The organism is Geobacter psychrophilus (assembly GCF_056821595.1).
The window spans coordinates 4,017,367-4,036,905 of record NZ_JBXDTU010000004.1; the positions used below are offsets into that span (position 1 = coordinate 4,017,367).

Below are 19,539 nucleotides of genomic sequence, written 5' to 3' on the forward strand. Positions count from 1 at the left end.
TCATGCGTAAAGAATCCTTGAAATTTCTTGAACAACTGCTGGATGCCCCCAGCCCTTCCGGATACGAACAGCCTGCCCAGCGGGTATTCCGCGAGTATGTCACCCCTTACTGCGATGACATCACCACCGATGTGATGGGCAATGTATTTGCCCGGGTCGCCGGCAAGGGCAAGGACCTGCCCAAGGTCATGATCGTCGGCCATACCGACGAAATCGGCCTGCAGATCAAATATGTCGATGATCGCGGTTTCCTGTACTTTGCTGCGGTCGGCGGCGTTGATGCCCACCTGACTCCGGGCAAACGGGTCAACATCCATACCGCTGCCGGTCCGCTGCCGGGGGTTATCGGCAAAAAGCCGATCCATCTGATGGATGCCAAGGATCGCGACACGGTCGTCAAGCTGGAGGCTCAGTACATCGATATCGGCGCCAAGGACAAGAAGGAGGCCCAGAAACTGGTCAGGGTAGGGGATGCGGTCACCTTTGAAAGCTCATTTACCCGCCTGCACGGCGACCGGGTCGCTTCGCGCGGCTTTGATGACAAGGCTGGCTGTTTTGTCGTGGCCGAGGTGCTGCGACTGGTGAGGTCCAGCGGCAAAAAGCTGAATGTGGACCTGTACGGCGTTTCATCGGTTCAGGAGGAGATCGGTCTGCGGGGCGGCACTACCAGCTGTTACACGGTCAATCCGGATGTGGGCATCTGCGTGGAGGTCGATTTCGCTACCGATCAGCCGGACGTGGAAAAGAAGCACAACGGTGAGGTCGGTCTGGGCAAGGGGCCGATCCTGGCGCGCGGCGCCAATATCAATCCCCACCTGTTCGAGCTGCTCTCCAGCGCGGCCGAGAAAGAGAAGATCGACATCCAGCATACCGCCAGCCCGCGTGCCACCGGTACGGATGCCAATGTCATGCAGATCTCGCGCGGCGGCGTTGCCACAGCCCTGGTCAAGATTCCGCTCAGATATATGCACACATCGGTGGAAACGGTTTCACTGGGTGATCTGGAGCAGGCTGCCAAGCTGATCGTGGCGGCACTGGGGAAGATCACATCCAGGGAAGAGTTTATTCCACGCTGAACGGCAGGATTATCGTGCGCGGAACACGGCGTGAATCCCCGCTGTAATTATTGAAAAGGTTGCATTTAACTATTGACAAAAACGGACCGCTGTTGTTCTACTTTCTCTTTATAATTTATGATCAATTAGCCTTGCATCCTTGGCGGATGCAACAACAACCAGGAGGAATATGATGAACCCATTAGCCCAGGAACTCAACGATCTGCTAACGCAGCACAATCCGCATGTACTGGAGATGCTGTCCGATCTCGGTAAGAACCTGTTTTTCCCCAAGGGTATTCTGACCCAGTCGGCCGAAGCCAAGGATAAAGCGCACAAATATAACGCCACCATCGGCATTGCCACTGAAAACGGCGGACCGATGTTCCTGCAGTGCATTCAGGACAAGCTCTCCGCTTTTGATCCCAAGGATATCTATCCCTATGCCCCCCCGGCCGGCAAACCTGAGCTGCGTGCCCTGTGGCGCGAGAAGATGCTGCGGGAAAATCCGAGCCAGAACGGTAAGCATTTCAGCAATCCGATCGTCACCAATGCCCTGACCCACGGCCTCTCCATTGTCGGCGACATGTTTGTTGACAAAGGCGACCACCTGATCTTGCCCGACATGCTCTGGGGCAACTACAACCTGACCTTCGGCACCTGCAACGGTGCCATTGTCAAGAAACACCCGACCTTCACCACCACCGGCGGCTATGACGTGGATGCCTTCAAGGCAGAACTGAAGAACAGCGCCGAAGAAAAGGGCAAGGCGATTGTCCTGCTTAACTTCCCCAACAACCCCAGCGGTTACACACCGACCGTAGCCGAAGGCGATGCCATCGTGGCGGCCATCAAGGAAGTGGCCGAAGCGGGCTGCAACGTCGTTGCGATCGCCGATGACGCCTATTTCGGTCTGTTCTACGAGGACAGCCTGAAGGAGTCGCTGTTCGGCAAACTGGCCAACCTGCATCCGCGCATCCTGGCGATCAAACTGGACGGCGCCACCAAGGAAGAGTTCGTCTGGGGCTTCCGTACCGGCTTCATCACCTTCGCCGATGGCAATGAATATGAAAATACACCTGTCATAACCGCCCTGGAGAAAAAGGCTATGGGGATCATCCGTGCCAAGGTCTCCAACTGTCCACATCCGTCACAGACCTTTGTCATTGAGGCGCTGCGCTCACCCAATTTCCTGGCCCAGAAGGAAGAGAAGTTCCAGGTCATGAAGGGTCGCGCACTGAAGACGAAACAGGTGCTTGATAGTGGCAAGTACGCTTCTGCTTGGACCTACTACCCCTTCAACTCCGGCTACTTCATGTGTCTGAAATTGAAAACCGTGGAAGCTGAAAAACTGCGCGTCCATCTGCTGGATAAATACGGGGTCGGTGCCATTTCCACCACCAAGACCGACCTGCGGATTGCGTTTTCCTGTATTGCCGAGGAAAATATCCAGGAGTTATTCGATATCATCTATCAGGGAGTTCAGGATCTGGCTTAAGAGTCCGAGTCTGAAAATTCTGAATCATGCAAAAAGGCCCGCCATATTGGTGGGCCTTTTTTTATGAGCGATAACCCTTGGAATTCGGCAAGTTGCTCTGAAATAGCGTTGACACTACCCTGCCCCGGATGTATATCTCAAATCCCGAAGCTACAAATTCCTATCCTTGAAACCCTGATGTCACTGTTTCGGGAGATCGACCATGACAGCCCCTCTTCGCAGAACCAGAAACCTTTTTCAAATTTCGCTTGTTCTGGCAGCCTGTCTGTTGTCGTTTGTCCGGATCGCTCCGGCAGCCGACCTTACCCTTGCAATCGATGCTGCAGCCGGTCGGCATACGATCAGCGACGATATCTACGGTATGAATTTCGCTGACGAAGCCCTGGCCAATGAGCTGCGCCTGCCGGTGAACCGTCGCGGCGGCAACTCCACCACCCGATACAACTGGCTCAACGACACCTACAATACCGGCAGTGACTGGTACTTCGAAAACATCGCCGAAAGCAATACCAACACCACCACGCTTCCTAACGGCTCGGCGGCTGACCGCTTCGTGGAACAGAATCTCCGCACCGGCACCAGGAGCATCCTGACCATTCCGCTGATCGGCTGGGTGGCAAAACGGCGCTTGGAGAGTCACCCCTTAGACTGCGGCTTCAGCATCAAGAAATACGGTGCTCAGGATGACAACGACTGGCAATATGATCTGAATTGCGGCAACGGCGTGCACAGCGGCAGCAACCTCACCGGCAACGACCCGACCGACACCAGTGTTGAAACCACCACCACATTCGTCAGCGACTGGATCAGCCACCTCACCGGCCGCTACGGCACCGCTGCCAACGGCGGGGTCAGCTACTACAACCTGGACAACGAGCCGATGCTCTGGAACAGCACCCACCGGGACGTCCATCCGGCGCCAACAAGTTACAACGAACTGCGCGATCGGACGTACCTGTACGCCCCGGCCATCAAGGCCGCAGACCCCACGGCCCGGATCCTGGGGCCGGTGCTGTGGGGGTGGTGCGCCTACTTTTATTCCGCCAAGGATAACTGCGGCTCAAGCACCGACGATTATCAGACCCATGGCAACACCTATTTTGTACCCTGGTACCTGCAGCAGATGCAGACCTACGAGCAGCAGCACGGTCTGCGGATTCTCGACTACCTGGACCTGCACTACTACCCCCAGGCAGGGGTGGCACTTACGACCGCGGGTAATGCCGAGCTCCAGGCACTTCGGCTGCGCTCCACCCGCTCCCTGTGGGATGCGAGCTATGTGGATGAAAGCTGGATCAGAGACACCTGGAGCAACACGGTCTGGCTGATCCCCCGCATGCGGGAGTGGGTCAGCGCCAACTATCCCGGCACCAAGCTGGCCATCAGCGAGTACAACTGGGGTGGACTGGAGAGCATCAACGGCGCCCTGACGCAGGCCGATGTCCTGGGAATCTTCGGCCGGGAGGGTCTGGATCTGGCCACTCTGTGGGGCTCACCGGACTCAGCCCAGCCGGGTGCCTTTGCCTTCCGCATCTTCCGCAATTACGATGGGGGAGGGCACGGCTTCGGTGAAACCTCTGTCCAGGCCGTCAGCAGCAACCAGGCGAACCTGGCGGTGTATGCCGCCCAGCGCACCGTTGACAAGGCCTTGACCGTGGTGATCATCAACAAGCAGACCATTACCCAGACCGGGGTCGTCACCCTGGCCGGGTTTTCGCTCCCGGATGTCGCGGCCGTGTACCGCTATAGCGCGGCGAACCTGAACAGCATCGAGCATCTGGCTGATCAGCCCCTGGCTGCCAACGGTTTCAGCGGCAGCTTCCCGGCCAGTTCCATCACCCTGCTGGAGATTCTGCCCCGGAAATATTCGTTGGAGGTTACCACTGCTGGAACCGGTAGCGGCACGGTCAGCAGTATTCCTGCCGGGATCAGCTGTCATAGCGGCTCATCCGCGGGATGCAGCGCCAGCTTCACCGCGGGAGACAGCGTCAAGCTGCTTGCAACCGCCAGCACCGGCTCTGTATTCAGCAGCTGGAGCGCGGACTGCAGCGGCAGCGGTGAATGCACCGTGAGCATGGATCAGGCCCGCAGTGTGAGTGCCTCCTTCACCCCGGCTCCCTTTGTCCGCATCGGCGCCACCAGCCACGCCACCCTGCAGGATGCCTACAATGCCGCCAATACGGGGGATGTGATCATGCTCATGGGAGGCCCGCTGGCCGGGTCATTGACAGCCAACCGGGGTGTCGACGTATTCATCAGGGGGGGCTATGATGCCAGCTATGCTGCAAGCAACTCGCAAACGGCACTGCAGGGGAGTATTTCCGTGCGGCAGGGGAGAGTCAGGATGGGAGGGGTTAGCTTGATAATGCCGTGAAGCCATATTGTAAAAGGTTTCACGGCGTTTTGGTCAGTTAAAATTGTCTCGTGTCAAAAACAGGCCCCTCAGTTCTCATCTTATCCGTTACACCGCGCCAGGAAATACGGGAAGTGTCCCTAGTTTTCTCCTCAGGGAATCGAACAACTGAAGCTGGCAGCCTGAAGCCAATAACCACAACAACATCGGAGCATTGCTTATTTTACCACTCAGGTTGTCTCACAAACCCCGACCACCTCACTACTCTACCTATTTGTTCCTAAAATCAAAGTTAATTCTGTCCTTCACTTTGCATAATAAAAAAGAGTATGATATTTTTCGTCTTGCAAACAGCTTAGATTACTGATCATTGGCGTAATCAGAAGCTACTTAAATATGTGAGTAACTCACAAGGAGTCTGTTATGAAAACAAGAGTTTGCAGATTAATTTTGTTGTTGGTTATGGTAGCTACGGTGGGTTCTTCGTGGGGATTCACAGAAGGAACGAATAATTTTTTTGGAACAGGAGCCGGTTCACTTAGTGTCACTGGTGTCTTCAATAGTTTCTTCGGTTATAATTCCGGCAATGCCAACTCTTCGGGTGGATACAACAGTTTCTTCGGCTATGGTACTGGTCAAAACAACCTGACGGGGAGATTCAATAGTTTTTTTGGCAACGGTGCGGGTATTGCGAACACTACGGGGGAAGCCAACACTTTCATCGGTAATTATTCAGGAGGTTCAAATACAGCTGGGAGTAATAACACTTTTATTGGCAAATGGTCCGGGTATAACAATCAAGTAGGTAATGACAATGTTTTTATCGGTAAAACGGCTGGGTTTAATGAAACTGGTTCCAATAAACTCTACATTGACAATGGTTTTACCACTTCGCCTCTCATTTATGGTGATTTCAGTGCTGGAACTTTGACAGTAAACGGGACCCTCAATGCAGCTGGCTTTTCGGGTAACGGGGCGGGTCTGTCAAATGTCGTCGCAGTTAGCGCAGCAACATGCACACAAACATCAGAAATCGGCTCATTAGCTGAAACCAGCATTCCTAGATGGAATGGTATCCAACTGATATCTGGAATCATTACAGATAATGGCTCAACAGCAACAGTTTATGGCAAACTCACGGTATCGTCATGGTCGTCTGCCTCCGACGAACGCTACAAGCGGAACATAAAGCCGCTCCAGCTATCTTTGGACAAGCTGACACATCTCAGAGGAGTGAGTTATGACTGGAAGACAGAAGAGCATAAAGGGATGGGCTTTACTGAGGGTAGACAGATCGGCCTTATTGCCCAAGAAGTTGAAAAGGTGCTGCCAGAGTTGGTGGTAGCTGACGAGAAGGGCTACTTGGCCATTTCCTATGACAAGCTGGTACCCGTGCTGATTGAGGCGGTGAAAGAGCAACAGGTCTTTATTAAGGAACATCAGGAATCAATTAGACAGAAAGATGCACGTATCGAGAAACTAGAGAAGGCACTTGAGTTAATGGAGAAGAGACTGACATCCTTGGAGAACCTGCCACAAAAGGTTGCCTTCAGGTAAGTCACCGAGCCGAGAATAACTGTATGAGGCTACTTGTTTACAACTTTTGTTTTATCGATAATTTGAAGAATGTTGTCAACAAAAGCGCAGAATTTAAGTGCCTCTTCCCTAGGTAGCGTTCTCGGGAAAAAACTAGGGACACTTCCCGGTTTTTGTAGCCTAACCGGTTTTTTGATGAAATACAGAGAGTTACCTAGTTTCCCAATAACAAATCAAGTATCTCCGGCCGTTGCTGGGAACCCTTGGTTTTTGTGGTGTCGAATTCAGAACTCCGGCTGATTCCGGCTGATTCCAGCTGAAATGATCAACTCAAATATATTGGACAATCAAGAAACGACCGCCTGTAGTTGAATCCTGTCCGCCGTAGCCCGCACATATTTTTGTCGCCCATGTCCTGGAAGTGATACTTCCTCGACACTTAGAAGGCTGGCTGCAACCAGGATATCAACGTCCCTCTTGACCGAGCTTCGATCACGGTGCAGGCGCAATGCAATTGCCGTTATGGAGGAGGGGTCAGTCTTGGCTGCGCGAAACAGCCCCAGCCGTGCCGTGCTCATGACAGCAAACATATCGCCTGGATCTTCGAACTAAGTATAAACTCAGGCTTTGGAACCTCGCCGCGATCAATCTGTTTGGCGATTTCGCGTATATGTGCGAAATATTCTTCGGTAGTTCCTGTTTTAACTGTTACGTTTCGCATTATATTCCTCCAGCACCATTATCCACTCTTTTTCAAAACGCCGCTCGATTTCCTCGAAGCTCTTCGTGTCTACTAATTGGTGCCGAAATTCAGGCAGGAACTGTAGAAGAAAAGTTACAAATAGGTAGTCGCAAAATAGATAACCACCGACAGGCTTAACGGGCTGAACAGGGTGGTGAAGTAGACAATCCTGGAGGCATATTCGGGCTCATTGTTGTACTGGAGGGCAAGGATGGCCGTGTTGACGGCGGTCGGCGTGGCAACGCCGATGACCATGGATTGGGCCAGGATACCTTTTACCCCCAGAGCCAGGACGATCAGATAACCTAGCAGCGGCGACATCAGCAGACGGATGCAGCAGGGGAGCAGCACATCGCCGAACCTGAAATCAAGCTTGATTTCGGCCAGCTGAACCCCCAGCGCAATCAGGGCGATTCCTATGAACCCGTCCGAAATGTATTTGAGCGGCACCATGATCTGCTCCGGCACCTCGATGCTGAACAGCTTCACAATCAACACCACGGCCAGTACATACAGCGTCGGCATCTCCAGCATGTTGCGGAGGGATTGCCGACGGGAGGCGTTGGCCGAGCTGGCCTGGAACACCCCGAACGTGTTGGATGTGACGTTCTGGATCAGCATGATCAGCACCTGGATGGTCATGGCATTGGGCAAACCCTTAAACACCAGGTCGGCCAGCGGCAGACCATAATTGCCGCTGTTGAAGAACATGAGCGAATTCCCCAGCGCCTTGCCTCTGCTGCGGGAATAGGCAAACATGCGCGTCACAAGGGCTGAAACCGCCAGCATCAGGATTTGAATAGCCATGACATACGCCAGTATGAACCAGACATCCTTCAACAGGACGCTGGCATAATAGATCTTGGTGAAGAAAATGGCGGGCACGAAGATGTAGATGAAGATCTTGGCAAAGGTACGGGAATCCAGGTTCAGTCGTTTGTTGGCAATGAACCCGACTGCGATCAGCACCATGATCGGCAGCATGATTTTCAGTACAATGTGGGCAAATATGGCCATTGCTGCTCTTTCGAACGGATATGTTTCAAATTATAAGGCTACAAATCGAAAATGATTCAGGTCAATTGATAAATGAATGACTATTCCGGAGAGATTCTGAGGTTGGCAGGTCCGATTGATATGAGGTCATTTGGAACAAGTTGCTGTTTTTTAATAATTTTACCGTTAACCCTGGTGCCGTTTGTGCTCGCCAGATCTTCAATAACCAGCATATTATCGACAAATTTTATTTCTGCATGTCGACGTGAAATGAAGTTATCGTCTAAGATCAAATCACAGCCTTTTCTTCCGATTGTACAAGGAAGCGCCATAGAAAAACGTTCTCCCTGCAGCGGCCCCGACTCCACAGAGAGTACGATGCTCAGATGTTTCGGTTTTTCCTTTAGATAATCCTCGTTCCCCTCCATTGCAGGCAATACTGTTCTCTGTTTGTCATCTTTACGTCTGTTTGTCGGATACCCGCCTGGCGCAGGTGCATTTGCTTTACGTCTGTTTATGGGATATCCGATTGTAAGAAGATTATAGAGTGAATCCTTGTCAATCAGGCTTGAATCCTCTGCCATGGTTGTAATCATGTTACGGAAAACGAAGGCCTGGACCTTGTCTCCAGGTTGAAAGGCATAGAGGAGCATCTCTTCATCGACGGTCATTCCTTCTGATCGCCCAAAAGACAGATCAGAATAATGAGCAAGGGTCGCTTTTCCATTCCTGAAATAGAAAAAATTGAATTTGCAGTCACGGCATAGTGCGACCATTGCATTTGCGCCAACCTCGTTTATCTGCCGTACAATGTATTCGAAATCAAGTAGAGAGGCAGGAGCCTTGACGGCAGGTTCTTCCTGTAAAAAGAGCAACATGCTTTTCAACAGCACCGGGTCTGTTTCGCAGAGGGAAATAGTCATAGACTGATTGGAGGATCTAGCCAGATGCCCACCAAGTTCATGGATAGTGTAGCAATCCGGTTTGCCGTCAGCATATCTGCCGGCCGCATAAGGCGCACCATTAAAGAAAAAGAGAAAATATAGGGAACAATCATCGCCAGTAACTGAGAGGTATCCGGTAAAGGGGGGAGACGCTGTGTATATAATCCCTAGCAAGCTGTGTAACTGCTCGCCGGAAAATGGCCTGTTATCGCAGAGCACCTTTTGCCGAGGAAACTGGCAGCTGTCTATCTTTGTGTGAATAGCAGGTTGCTGCATGTTATATTGACTCCTTGAAAACGCGCAAAAAAGTATGGTCTACTATCATGCTGTCGCATGTTTCAGATGTTTCAACCTCTGACCTGCCAGGGTGTGCATCTCTCCTGTAATACACGTTAGACGACCACATTTCGGTATGTTAGTGAATTTATTATAGCGTTTATTCGGATATTAAAGTATACCATTGTTATAAAGTATACCAGGTTAAATATTTCTCAAAGAGTTTTTTTGTTTTCTGATAAAAATCTCAGTCATGCTATTTTAGCAATCACGTAATGCGGAATCGGATCAGTTTCAATTTTTTTATTTACTGCTAACCATGTAACAAGCCTGAAATATTTTTATTGTCCACCTGATACGTAAAAATGATAGAACATTACATAACTTTGTTTTGTGTTTTTACCAGATACTATAAATTGATATTGTTTCTATTCAAGCACAATTAATCGGGATCGCACAATGTCCACCATAGCCTCCACTGACCTCACTCAATATATAGGTGCAAATATAGGCACTGTTACGCTTGTTAAACTATTGGGCAAAGGGGCTATGGGCGCCGTGTTTATTGGGTACCAGGCTACCCTCAAACGCCAGGTTGCAGTTAAAATACTTCCCAAATCGCTTGCCAGCAGCACAAGAGCCCAGCAGATGTTTCGCGATGAAGCTGAAACGGTCGGGATTCTTAACCATCCATATATTGTGCCTGTGTACGAAATGGGAGAGACGAACGATTTCTTTTTTCAAGTAATGCAACTCGTTGTTGGTCACGACCTGAGAGAAATCATCGCCAAGGCCCGCAAACATCCTGTTCCGACCAAGCGGATCCTTCCCTTGTCTGAAACGATTCAGTATATCTGCCAAGTGCTCGATGCCCTCGGATATGCGCATGAAGAAGGTGTTTTTCATCAGGATATAAAGCCGGCAAATATTATTGTTGATGACCGGTTCAAGCGTGCGCTTGTGGCGGATTTCGGCATAGCCCGGACTGTCTGGGCTGAATACAACTCCAAGCAGATGGTGGTTGGGACACCGAAGTATATGTCGCCTGAGCAGGCATCGTGCACGACGATAATTGATGGTCGAACCGACATCTACTCCGTTGGCGTCATCCTCATGGAAATGACGGCAGGTTTTCTGCCGATGAATAAAGAACCGCTTGCTGATATGATTGAACGTAAGAAAAATAAACCGGATACATTTTATACAGCCAGGCCATCTGAAATTAATCCCTCGATACACTGTGAGCTTGAAGCGATAACTCTTAAGGCAATGGCGGCGCAACCCGATCACCGCTTTTCCGATTGCCTGGAATTTAAAACCGCACTTGAAGCGTACATTCGTAAACGTAACTTGAATTAATCATGATGGGTTTATTTTAAAACAGGGACGTAACAGGATATGTCAGAAACTACCATTGATTTAAAACAGGCATTACTGATCGCCAGGCCATTTAACCTGTCATTCAATAATGCTTTTATGTATGGGGGAAGTCACCAGACTACCAAAGATACCGCTGCATCCTTATTTTCAGTTATGCAGCCAATGTTCAATATTACAAGCAGTATCACCGTAACTGCCGAACGGGGCTCCATTTTTATTGAAAATCATTGCGTAGACAAACTGGTCAGTGTTTCACGCATTGTAAGCCGTTTTATTAAATCAGGTGTCCAGTCGGTTACCTTCGACAGGGATGCTTCCGTGGAAAGTGTTCAGGCACTTTTTTATGTAATGGGTGCGCTGGCTGATTTCAAGAGTGTTAATTCCATGCAGGCTTACTTCATTAAGGAACGTATTTATGGCGTAAAAATCGACTACGTTGTGTACCAGAAAGTTACTCTCGACGACAAAGTTGTTAATAAGACAGAAGCATCTGTTCAGGCAGATCCAGATAAAATTCTCAAGGAATTATCGGAATTACTATCCCTGCACAGTTCCGCTGGAAACGCCTCTGGAACCGGGGCAGGCACCGGAACCGGAACCGGCACCGGAACCGGAACCGGCACCGGAACCGGCACCGGCACCGGCACCGGAACCGGCACCGGCACAGGAACAGGAACAGGAACTGGAACTGGAACAGGAACTGGAACAGGAACAGGAACTGGAACAGGAACAGGAACAGGAACAGGAACAGGAACAGGAACAGGAACAGGAACAGGAACAGGAACTGGAACTGGAACAGGAACTGGAACAGGAACAGGAACAGGAACTGGAACGGGAACTGGAACTGGAACTGGAACCGGAGCAGGAGCAGGAACAGGAACTGGAACGGGAACTGGAACGGGAACTGGAACGGGAACTGGAACGGGAACTGGAACGGGAACTGGAACGAGAACGGGAACGGGAACGGGGACTGGGACTGGGACTGGGACTGGAACTGGAACTGGAACTGGAACTGGAACTGGAACTGGAACGGGAACGGGAACGGGAACTGGAACGGGAACTGGAACGGGAACTGGAACGGGAACTGGAACTGGAACGGGAACTGGAACGGGAACTGGAACTGGAACTGGAACGGGAACTGGAACGGGAACTGGAACGGGAACTGGAACGGGAACGGGGACTGGAACGGGAACGGGGACTGGAACGGGAACGGGGACTGGAACGGGAACGGGGACTGGAACGGGAACTGGAACTGGAACTGGAACTGGAACGGGGACTGGAACGGGAACTGGAACTGGAACTGGAACTGGAACTGGAACTGGAACGGGAACTGGAACGGGGACTGGAACGGGAACGGGAACGGGAACGGGAACTGGAACAGGAACAGGAACGGGAACTGGAACAGGAACAGGAACAGGAACAGGAACAGGAACAGGAACAGGAACAGGAACAGGGACTGGGACTGGAACTGGAACTGGAACGGGGACTGGGACTGGAACCTCTGTAACGGTAGAGTTATCCCAGACCGATTATAACAAATTCATTGCAAGCCAAATTAATTCATTCAACAATCAACTTGCTGAATCAGAGCAATCAGTAGACGATGCTGCACTTGCTCCGGTTGAAATGCTTGAATCGATCTATAAGCTCAAGGAAAAAGTCCTTGAGAATCTCAAGCTTCAGAAAGAGACCGGAAAGCTGACTGCTGCTGAAGAACTTGCCATCGACAAGATAAATCAGCTCAGTTACCAGGTTATTGTGCGGCTGATTAAGGAAGAATACCGAAACGATCGAACTATTTCCGTCAAGAGACTGGCTCAGATTATCCGACGTATGCTGCCGGATTTAAAAGAGCTGAAGTTTCTGCTGCCACAGCTCAAAGATGGTCTCTTTGCCGAAGGGATGTCGCCTTCCGAATACTTGTCGCTGGTGAAGGAACTGAATAATGAGCTTGATAGTGAAGGAATGATGCAGGTTTTGATTGAGGCATCGGATCAGGTTGGACTCACCTTCAATGAATTGCTTGAAGGGATCAAGGACGCTCCGGAAGAAGCGGCCCGGCTTATAGTGCTGGCTTCAGAAATTAAAAAGGGGGGCGCCAAGGCTGACGACGAGCAGATGTCAGCAGTTTTGAGCGACTACATTGAAAAAGTGAGTCGATCCCTTGCGTTGCAATCACCGGAAGCTGCTGCCTCTGGCGGTGGAAAGATGCTTAAAACGGCTGTCACAAGAATTGAGCGGGAAATTATTGACCGCTTGAAATCGCAGGATGTTGCTTCGAATACCATTTCCGGGGTAGCAGAAAAACTGGCAAGTCAGTTTTCGGAGACCATCTCTGTTTTGCAAGGCGACTGGCTCAGAGCGAATCTCAAGAAGTCGGACAAACTAAATGAAGAGATGCTGCTTTCTATCATTGAGCAGGTTTCTGAGCAGGGACAAGGGGGGATAACAGGAGAGATCCGGACAATTCTGATTTCCAACGGTTACTCTGCCGAAACGATTGATACTATTGTCAAGAGAGCCCAGTTGCGTGCAGTAGCAGCAATAACCCATTCGATAGAAATCCCCCCGGGCGTATACAATGACAAAAGCACGATCTTTTTTCTGGATCGGGAAATCAGGTTGAATTTACGCTACAATACGCCATTTTCAACTGTTCTCATTTCTTATGAGGAAGTCGTTGATATCAGGACCTTTACGTTAATTGATGTAACTCCTGACATATATATTCAGTTGACCAGCCAGGCTCTTAAGCTGCTGAAAGAAATACAGAAAAGGGATCTGGATGTAATTGGAATCTGTTCGATTAATAATACGAGCATCCCATTCATGGTATTGCCAATGACAGATTTATCCGGTGCAATCTTTGTAAAGAAGAGGCTCGATACAGACTTCCCGCAGCATGAATTTATGGTTAATGACATTCCTGTTCACATAGTTCCCAAAGTTACAATATGTGACTTCAATAAAAACCTGACGCCAGATAAAGCTTCCTATCTTAAGGCGATTTATCATCGTCATTGTCAGCCGAAATTACATTGATATGTATATGATCTCTGCTCATGCCACCCATCCCGGACTTGTCCGACAGAATAATGAAGATTGCATTCGTACGGATGACAATCTTGGCATCTATCTGCTTGCCGATGGCATTGGCGGGCATAATGCCGGCGAAGTGGCAAGCGCCCTTGCCGTTGAAACTGCCTATGCTGTGTTGCGTTCAAATATTTCCCATACTGACGTTGAAGGTTATTTTGAGCTTATGGTCCATGCCATGCACACCGCTCATTGGGAGATCGTCAGTAAAGCGCAATCAAACTCGCTGTTAAATAAGATGGGGACAACTCTTGTTGTAGCTGTTTTACGGGAGGATAAGGCGTATATCGTAAATGCCGGAGATAGCCGCTGCTATCTGTATCAGAACGGATCTCCTCCTCACCTTGATCCCTTTGTTGGTACTCAGGTCAGGTCTCCCTTTACAATGGGCGGCACTACCTTCAAGCGTCTGACCAACGATCACACGGTGGGCGATCATCTGCTGGCAACCGGCATTTCCCTTGACCAGATCCCTCGAAAGAAATTTCATACCCTTACCAAGTCAGTCGGGTGCGGGGATCCGCCGTACCCGGATTTCAACACTGCAGAACTCAAGCAGGGTGATCTGATCCTCATCTGTTCCGATGGCTTGACCGATATGCTGTCTGACTCTGAAATCGAAGCCATTCTCTCACATGGAGGAGCCAGTCTTGATAGACTGGCCGAAGATCTTGTTAATGCGGCCAATGCAAACGGCGGAAGAGATAACATCTCCATTGTACTGGTAGCGTCGTCTTAAACCGTAGCCGGGAGGCACTGCAGGTAAGTAAGGCTTACATGGAGCTCATTTATTTCAGTGGTTTGTAACATAGTAACTGGCTGAAAATATTCGGTATCAATCCTGAAAATATGTAGTCTATGACTTTTGACAACACGAGCAAATGCAGGGGAATATATTATGATTTCAGCAGGCAGAGCGATCCCGCTCAGGTTAGAGAGAAAATCTCAAGATGGAAGTTTGTGGGTATTTCCTATTGAGCAGTCACCGTTTGTCATCGGACGGAAGGATGGATCAAGTCTTCTTGTTGTCTCTGATGAGGTCTCCCGTAAACATGCAGAAATCATCGAGACGCTTGATGGCTGGCGGATCAGGGATTGCGGCAGTACCAATGGTACCTTTGTCAACGGCCGGCGCTTGACCGAATATCATATTCTCAGTCATGGAGATTATATAACAATTGGCGGTATCAGGTTTGATGTCGTTGAAATGACCGACGATTCGGAATGCACGCAGATGGTGAGTCCGGAGGCAGAACATTTGGAGCGGCTGCTTGACCTGAAGGCGGTTGTCCCATGCTTTCAACCAATGGTTTCTCTCTCTGACAGTACGTTAATAGGGTATGAAACTCTTGGAAGAATTGACTACGAAGGACTCCCGAATTGCCCCATACAACTGTTCCAGATTTCCCGGCGGCTGGAAAAGCAGATCGAATTGAGTGAGTTGTTCAGGAGTAACGCGCTCGAATATGCAGCACACATCGGGGTGAAAGAGTTGATCCTCTTTAATACACTGCCGGAAGAGATGAATTTGAAGCATTTGGGAAAATCTTTGGGAAAACTCAGAGGCACTGTACCTGATTTGCAGCTGGGAATGGAATTAAACGAACATACGATCACCACCGTTGAGATGATGAAGAATCTGAGATCAATGCTTAATGATCTGGATATGTTGCTTGTTTATGATGATTTTGGAGCTGGCCAGTCGCGGCTTGTCGAACTGCTTGACTCGGTGCCTGACATGGTCAAGTTTGATATATCAATTATTCAGAACATTCAGCTGCGTTCTGAAGCTTCGCGTTCCATGGTGGAAACTCTGGTAAAGATGGCCCGTGACGCCGGTATCCGTACGTTGGCTGAAGGGGTTGAAAGTCGTGAGGAGGCTGAAGCTTGCAGCGCTATCGGCTTTGAACTCGCTCAAGGATTTTATTTCGGATATCCAGCCCCGCTCTAGCAACTCTATTCAAAAACTCTATAATATTAAAGTGTTCTGTCTCTATGGAGTGCGATCTGCAACCCGCTTGCATCCCAAAAACAAAAACGGCGGGTTTCCCCGCCGCCACTGCTCAATCATCCCGCCTGATCCTGACTACCTGACTGACCCCCGGCATGGCCTCGATCTCATGGTCATCCAGGGTATCCGTATCGCCGATCACTCCGATGATGGTGCGGTTGGCGCCGGTCGACTGGTGAATATCAAAATCCCGGGTAATCAGGTATTCCTTTATCTGGTCCAACGCCTCTTCTGCAGCGTGTTTTTTCATAATAATAAGCATGTTGCGATATCTCCTTTAATCTTCTTCTTTATGTGACGTGATGCGTTCAAGTCGCCGCGATTCATCCACGACCCGTTCAAACATCCTGACAATGGCCTCATCATCCAATGGACCGGGATTGTCCTCCTTCATGCGGGCGAAGATGCGTTTTTCCCGGGAGGGGTCAAAGACCGGCAGGTTGAGATCCTTCTTGAGATGCCCGATTTCCAGAGCCAGACGGGCGCGCTCGTTGAAGATCCGTAGCAGTACATCATCAAGCAGGTCGATCCGTTTGCGTATTTCGTTGATATCCACGAATAGCTCCTATGTGCTGAAAACTAACCCCCCTCAATCCCCCCTTGTCAGAGGAGGTTGGGAGGGATTTAGAATTAAAACTGCTTCTTGATGAATGAATCCTTCTTGCCCCCCACCTCATCCCGTTCGGGATAATCGATGGTGTAGTGCAGGCCGCGCGATTCCTTGCGCATCTGGGCACAGGAGACGATCAGTTCGGCCACGGTGGAGATGTTGCGCAGTTCCACCAGGTCCGAGGTCAGGTTGAAGTTCCAGTAGTATTCCTCGATCTCGTCCTGGATCAGCTTGATGCGGCGCATGGCCCGTGCCAGGCGTTTGTCCGAGCGGACGATGCCGACGTAGTTCCACATGGTGCGGCGGATCTCGTCCCAGTTCTGCGAGACCACGACCATCTCGTCGCTGTTGGTGGCGGTGCCGGAATCCCAGGCCGGGATCTCCCGCGGGTCGTGCTGCAGGGTTTTCAACGCCTCGGAAGAGTGCTGGAAGGCCCGACCGGCATAGACCGCCGCTTCCAGCAGAGAGTTGCTGGCCAGGCGGTTGCCGCCGTGCAGGCCGGTGAAGGCCGTCTCGCCGATGGCGTACAGGCCGGGGATATCGGTCTCGGCGTCCGTGTTGACCGCTACGCCGCCGCACAGGTAGTGGGCGGCCGGAACGACCGGCAGCCACTCCTTGGTCATGTCCAGGCCGAAATCCATGCAGGTCTGGTAGATATTGGGAAAACGGCTGCGGACGATATCGGGCGGTTCGTGGGTAATGTCCAGGTAGACGCAGTCGTCACCGCTGGTCTTCATCTCGTTGTCGATGGCCCGGGCGACGATGTCGCGTGGGGCCAGGTCCTTGAGTTTGTGGTACTTCTCCATGAAGGCGGTGCCGTCGCGGCGGCGCAGGACTGCGCCTTCTCCGCGGACCGCCTCGGAGATCAGGAACGATTTGCCCAGGGGGTGGAAGAGGGTGGTCGGGTGGAACTGCATGAACTCCATGTTGGCGATGGTGGCTCCGGCCCGGTAGGCCATGGCAACGCCGTCTCCGGAGGCAACGTCCGGGTTGCAGGTGTACAGGTAGACCTTGCCGGCACCGCCGCTGGCCAGCAGGGTGATCTTGGAGGCAAAGGTCTTGACCTGGCCGTTGTTGTTATCCAGGGCATAGGCCCCCAGGCAGCGGTTCTGTTCTGTCCGGCAGCGTTCCAGATTGCGGCGTTCAATCTTGGCGGTGGTGATCAGGTCGACGGCAATATGATTCTCGTAGACCTGGACATTGGGGTGCTGGAGGACCGCAGCCACCAGGGCCCGCTCGATCTCGCGGCCGGTGATGTCCTCGGCATGCAGGATGCGCCGGGCGCTGTGGCCCCCTTCGCGGGTCAGGTCATAGTCGTCGCTGGCATTGGTGGTGAACTTGACGCCCCATTCGATCAGGTTGCGGATGGTCTGGGGGCCTTCCTCCACCACCATCCGGACTACGTCCTCGTGGCAGATGCCGGCCCCGGCCACCATGGTGTCCTCGATGTGGGCCTCAAAGGAGTCCTCGGCCGAGAATACCGACGCAATACCGCCCTGGGCGTACTTGGTGGCAGATTCGGAGATATCACGCTTGGTAACGATGGCGACGCTGCCATGGTTGGCTGCCTGAAGGGCAAAGGAGAGACCGGCGATGCCGCTGCCGATGACCAGAAAATCGCTTTCAATACGCATAAAGGACTTCCTTCCTGATAGTGTATACGGAGAAAGCTTGAATTATTGACTTTGGTGGCTGTTTTGTCAAGCAGAGAGGACAAAATCTGCGCTTTAATGATGGACTTTACGTTTCCGCTGCGTGATTATGCAAATGATTTACTGGGACAGGACAACAGACCATGCTGATTGCCGATTTACATATCCATTCACGCTATTCACGCGGCTGCAGCCGGGATCTGTCTCCCGAAACCCTTTGGCAATGGTCGCAGCTCAAGGGGATTGGTGTGGTCGGGAGCGGTGACTTCACCCATCCCGGCTGGATTGCCGAGCTGCAGGACAAACTGGAGGAGGATGGCGGCGGCCTCATGAAAATGAGGGGTTCGCTGCAGCTGCCGGAGGTGTTTCCATCCTGCCGGGCTGAGCTGCGCTTTCTGTTGAGCGCCGAGATCAGCTGCATCTATCGCCGCCATGAGCGCACCCGCAAGGTACACCTGGTGCTGCTGGCGCCCGATGTCAAGACGGTGCTCAGCATCAATGCCGCCCTGGCCCGGATCGGGAATCTGGGCTCTGATGGCCGCCCGATTCTGGGGCTGGACGCCTATCGCCTGCTGGAAATGATGCTGGAGATCTCCCCGCGCATCATGGTCATCCCGGCCCACGCCTGGACCCCGCATTTTTCGGTCTTCGGCGCATTTTCCGGCTTTGACTCCCTGGAGGAATGTTTCGGCGATCTGACGCCCCATATCCGGGCGATCGAGACCGGGCTCTCCTCCGACCCGGCCATGAATCGCCGACTGCCGATGCTGGACGACATTCAGTTGATTTCCAGCTCGGATGCCCATTCAGCCGCTAAATTGGGGCGGGAAGCCACCCTGTTCAATGTTGAGCGCAGCTATGAGGCGATCAGCACAGCGCTATCAACGGGCATCGGTCTGGCCGGCACCATCGAGTTCTTTCCCCAGGAGGGGAAATATTATCTGGATGGTCATCGCGGCTGCCGCATTTGTCTGCAGCCCAAGGAGACCCGTTCCTATAACGGCCGCTGTCCGACGTGCGGCGGAAAGCTGACAGTGGGGGTGCTGCACCGGGTTGTGGAACTGGCCCGTCGGACTGTTGCTGACCAGCCGGACGTGTTTCCGCCTTTTGAATCGATTGTTCCACTGGTAGAATTGATCGCGTCGATCGTCGGTTACGGGACAGCCTCCAAGCGGGTCCAGGCGATCTACTTCGGCCTGCTGGAACAGCTGGGCAGCGAGTTTCATATCCTGCGTGAAGCACCGGAAGAGGCGATTGCCCGGGCCTCATCGCAGGCGGTAGCATCGGCCATTTGCAATATGCGCCAGGGCATTGTCCGGATCAGCCCGGGTTATGATGGGGAATTCGGTAAAATCATGCCGGTTCCGGCTTGACGCTGCTGTGTATTTAA

General features: G+C 51.7%; 16 protein-coding genes. 10 read left to right on the top strand and 6 right to left on the bottom strand.

The genetic code is table 11. From position 1 onward, the window contains the following. Positions 1-2 precede the first annotated feature (2 nt). From ACOCF6_RS21250 to ACOCF6_RS21265, 4 genes are all read left to right on the top strand, one after another. Positions 3-1,076 (top strand): M42 family metallopeptidase, encoded by a 1,074-nt coding sequence (locus ACOCF6_RS21250; RefSeq protein ID WP_482462324.1) that lies wholly within the window; start codon positions 3-5, stop codon positions 1,074-1,076. A 169-nt stretch (positions 1,077-1,245) separates the two neighbouring features. Continuing rightward, complete coding sequence (locus ACOCF6_RS21255) at positions 1,246-2,553, top strand: aminotransferase class I/II-fold pyridoxal phosphate-dependent enzyme (protein WP_482462325.1); 1,308 nt, start codon at positions 1,246-1,248, stop codon at positions 2,551-2,553. A 202-nt stretch (positions 2,554-2,755) separates the two neighbouring features. Continuing rightward, positions 2,756-4,927, top strand: a complete 2,172-nt coding sequence (locus ACOCF6_RS21260; RefSeq protein WP_482462326.1) for a glycoside hydrolase family 44 protein — start codon at positions 2,756-2,758, stop codon at positions 4,925-4,927. A 402-nt stretch (positions 4,928-5,329) separates the two neighbouring features. Continuing rightward, on the top strand, positions 5,330-6,463 hold the full coding sequence (locus tag ACOCF6_RS21265; RefSeq protein ID WP_482462327.1) for a tail fiber domain-containing protein: 1,134 nt from the start codon (positions 5,330-5,332) through the stop codon (positions 6,461-6,463). A 326-nt stretch (positions 6,464-6,789) separates the two neighbouring features. Here the strand turns inward: ACOCF6_RS21265 and ACOCF6_RS21270 are convergent, their stop codons facing one another. The 3 genes from ACOCF6_RS21270 to ACOCF6_RS21280 all read right to left on the bottom strand — a co-directional run bounded on the left by ACOCF6_RS21270 (position 6,790) and on the right by ACOCF6_RS21280 (position 9,400). After that, complete coding sequence (locus ACOCF6_RS21270) at positions 6,790-7,032, bottom strand: HVO_A0114 family putative DNA-binding protein (RefSeq protein WP_482462328.1); 243 nt, start codon at positions 7,030-7,032, stop codon at positions 6,790-6,792. A 245-nt stretch (positions 7,033-7,277) separates the two neighbouring features. Then, complete coding sequence (locus ACOCF6_RS21275; protein WP_482462329.1) at positions 7,278-8,201, bottom strand: AEC family transporter; 924 nt, start codon at positions 8,199-8,201, stop codon at positions 7,278-7,280. Positions 8,202-8,281: 80 nt separating this feature from the next. Next, positions 8,282-9,400, bottom strand: a complete 1,119-nt coding sequence (locus ACOCF6_RS21280) for an FHA domain-containing protein (RefSeq protein WP_482462330.1) — start codon at positions 9,398-9,400, stop codon at positions 8,282-8,284. A 459-nt stretch (positions 9,401-9,859) separates the two neighbouring features. Between ACOCF6_RS21280 and ACOCF6_RS21285 the strand changes: the two genes are divergently transcribed. From ACOCF6_RS21285 to ACOCF6_RS21305, 5 genes are all read left to right on the top strand, one after another. Further along, on the top strand, positions 9,860-10,759 hold the full coding sequence (locus ACOCF6_RS21285; protein ID WP_482462331.1) for a serine/threonine protein kinase: 900 nt from the start codon (positions 9,860-9,862) through the stop codon (positions 10,757-10,759). 490 nt (positions 10,760-11,249) lie between these two features. After that, positions 11,250-12,287 carry a hypothetical protein gene (locus ACOCF6_RS21290; RefSeq protein ID WP_482462332.1) on the top strand — a complete coding sequence of 346 codons (1,038 nt, stop codon included), beginning with the start codon at positions 11,250-11,252 and terminating at the stop codon, positions 12,285-12,287. Between the two features lie 119 nt (positions 12,288-12,406). Then, positions 12,407-13,822 (top strand): hypothetical protein, encoded by a 1,416-nt coding sequence (locus ACOCF6_RS21295; RefSeq protein ID WP_482462333.1) that lies wholly within the window; start codon positions 12,407-12,409, stop codon positions 13,820-13,822. A gap of 1 nt (position 13,823) precedes the next feature. Further along, the gene (locus ACOCF6_RS21300) at positions 13,824-14,615 is read left to right on the top strand and encodes a PP2C family protein-serine/threonine phosphatase (RefSeq protein ID WP_482462334.1); all 792 of its coding nucleotides are present in this window, start codon (positions 13,824-13,826) and stop codon (positions 14,613-14,615) included. A gap of 159 nt (positions 14,616-14,774) precedes the next feature. Next, the gene (locus ACOCF6_RS21305) at positions 14,775-15,827 is read left to right on the top strand and encodes an EAL domain-containing protein (RefSeq protein ID WP_482462335.1); all 1,053 of its coding nucleotides are present in this window, start codon (positions 14,775-14,777) and stop codon (positions 15,825-15,827) included. A gap of 112 nt (positions 15,828-15,939) precedes the next feature. Here ACOCF6_RS21305 and ACOCF6_RS21310 read toward each other — a convergent pair whose 3' ends face one another. From ACOCF6_RS21310 to nadB, 3 genes are all read right to left on the bottom strand, one after another. Further along, positions 15,940-16,149, bottom strand: coding sequence for a hypothetical protein (locus tag ACOCF6_RS21310; RefSeq protein WP_482462336.1), 210 nt, complete (start codon positions 16,147-16,149; stop codon positions 15,940-15,942). Between the two features lie 15 nt (positions 16,150-16,164). Further along, on the bottom strand, positions 16,165-16,443 hold the full coding sequence (locus ACOCF6_RS21315) for a chorismate mutase (protein ID WP_482462337.1): 279 nt from the start codon (positions 16,441-16,443) through the stop codon (positions 16,165-16,167). A gap of 74 nt (positions 16,444-16,517) precedes the next feature. Then, complete coding sequence (nadB, locus tag ACOCF6_RS21320) at positions 16,518-18,131, bottom strand: L-aspartate oxidase (protein WP_482462338.1); 1,614 nt, start codon at positions 18,129-18,131, stop codon at positions 16,518-16,520. Positions 18,132-18,292: 161 nt separating this feature from the next. On the opposite strand from nadB, the gene ACOCF6_RS21325 reads away from it, so the two are divergent. Continuing rightward, positions 18,293-19,522, top strand: a complete 1,230-nt coding sequence (locus tag ACOCF6_RS21325; RefSeq protein ID WP_482462339.1) for an endonuclease Q family protein — start codon at positions 18,293-18,295, stop codon at positions 19,520-19,522. Positions 19,523-19,539: the final 17 nt, after the last annotated feature.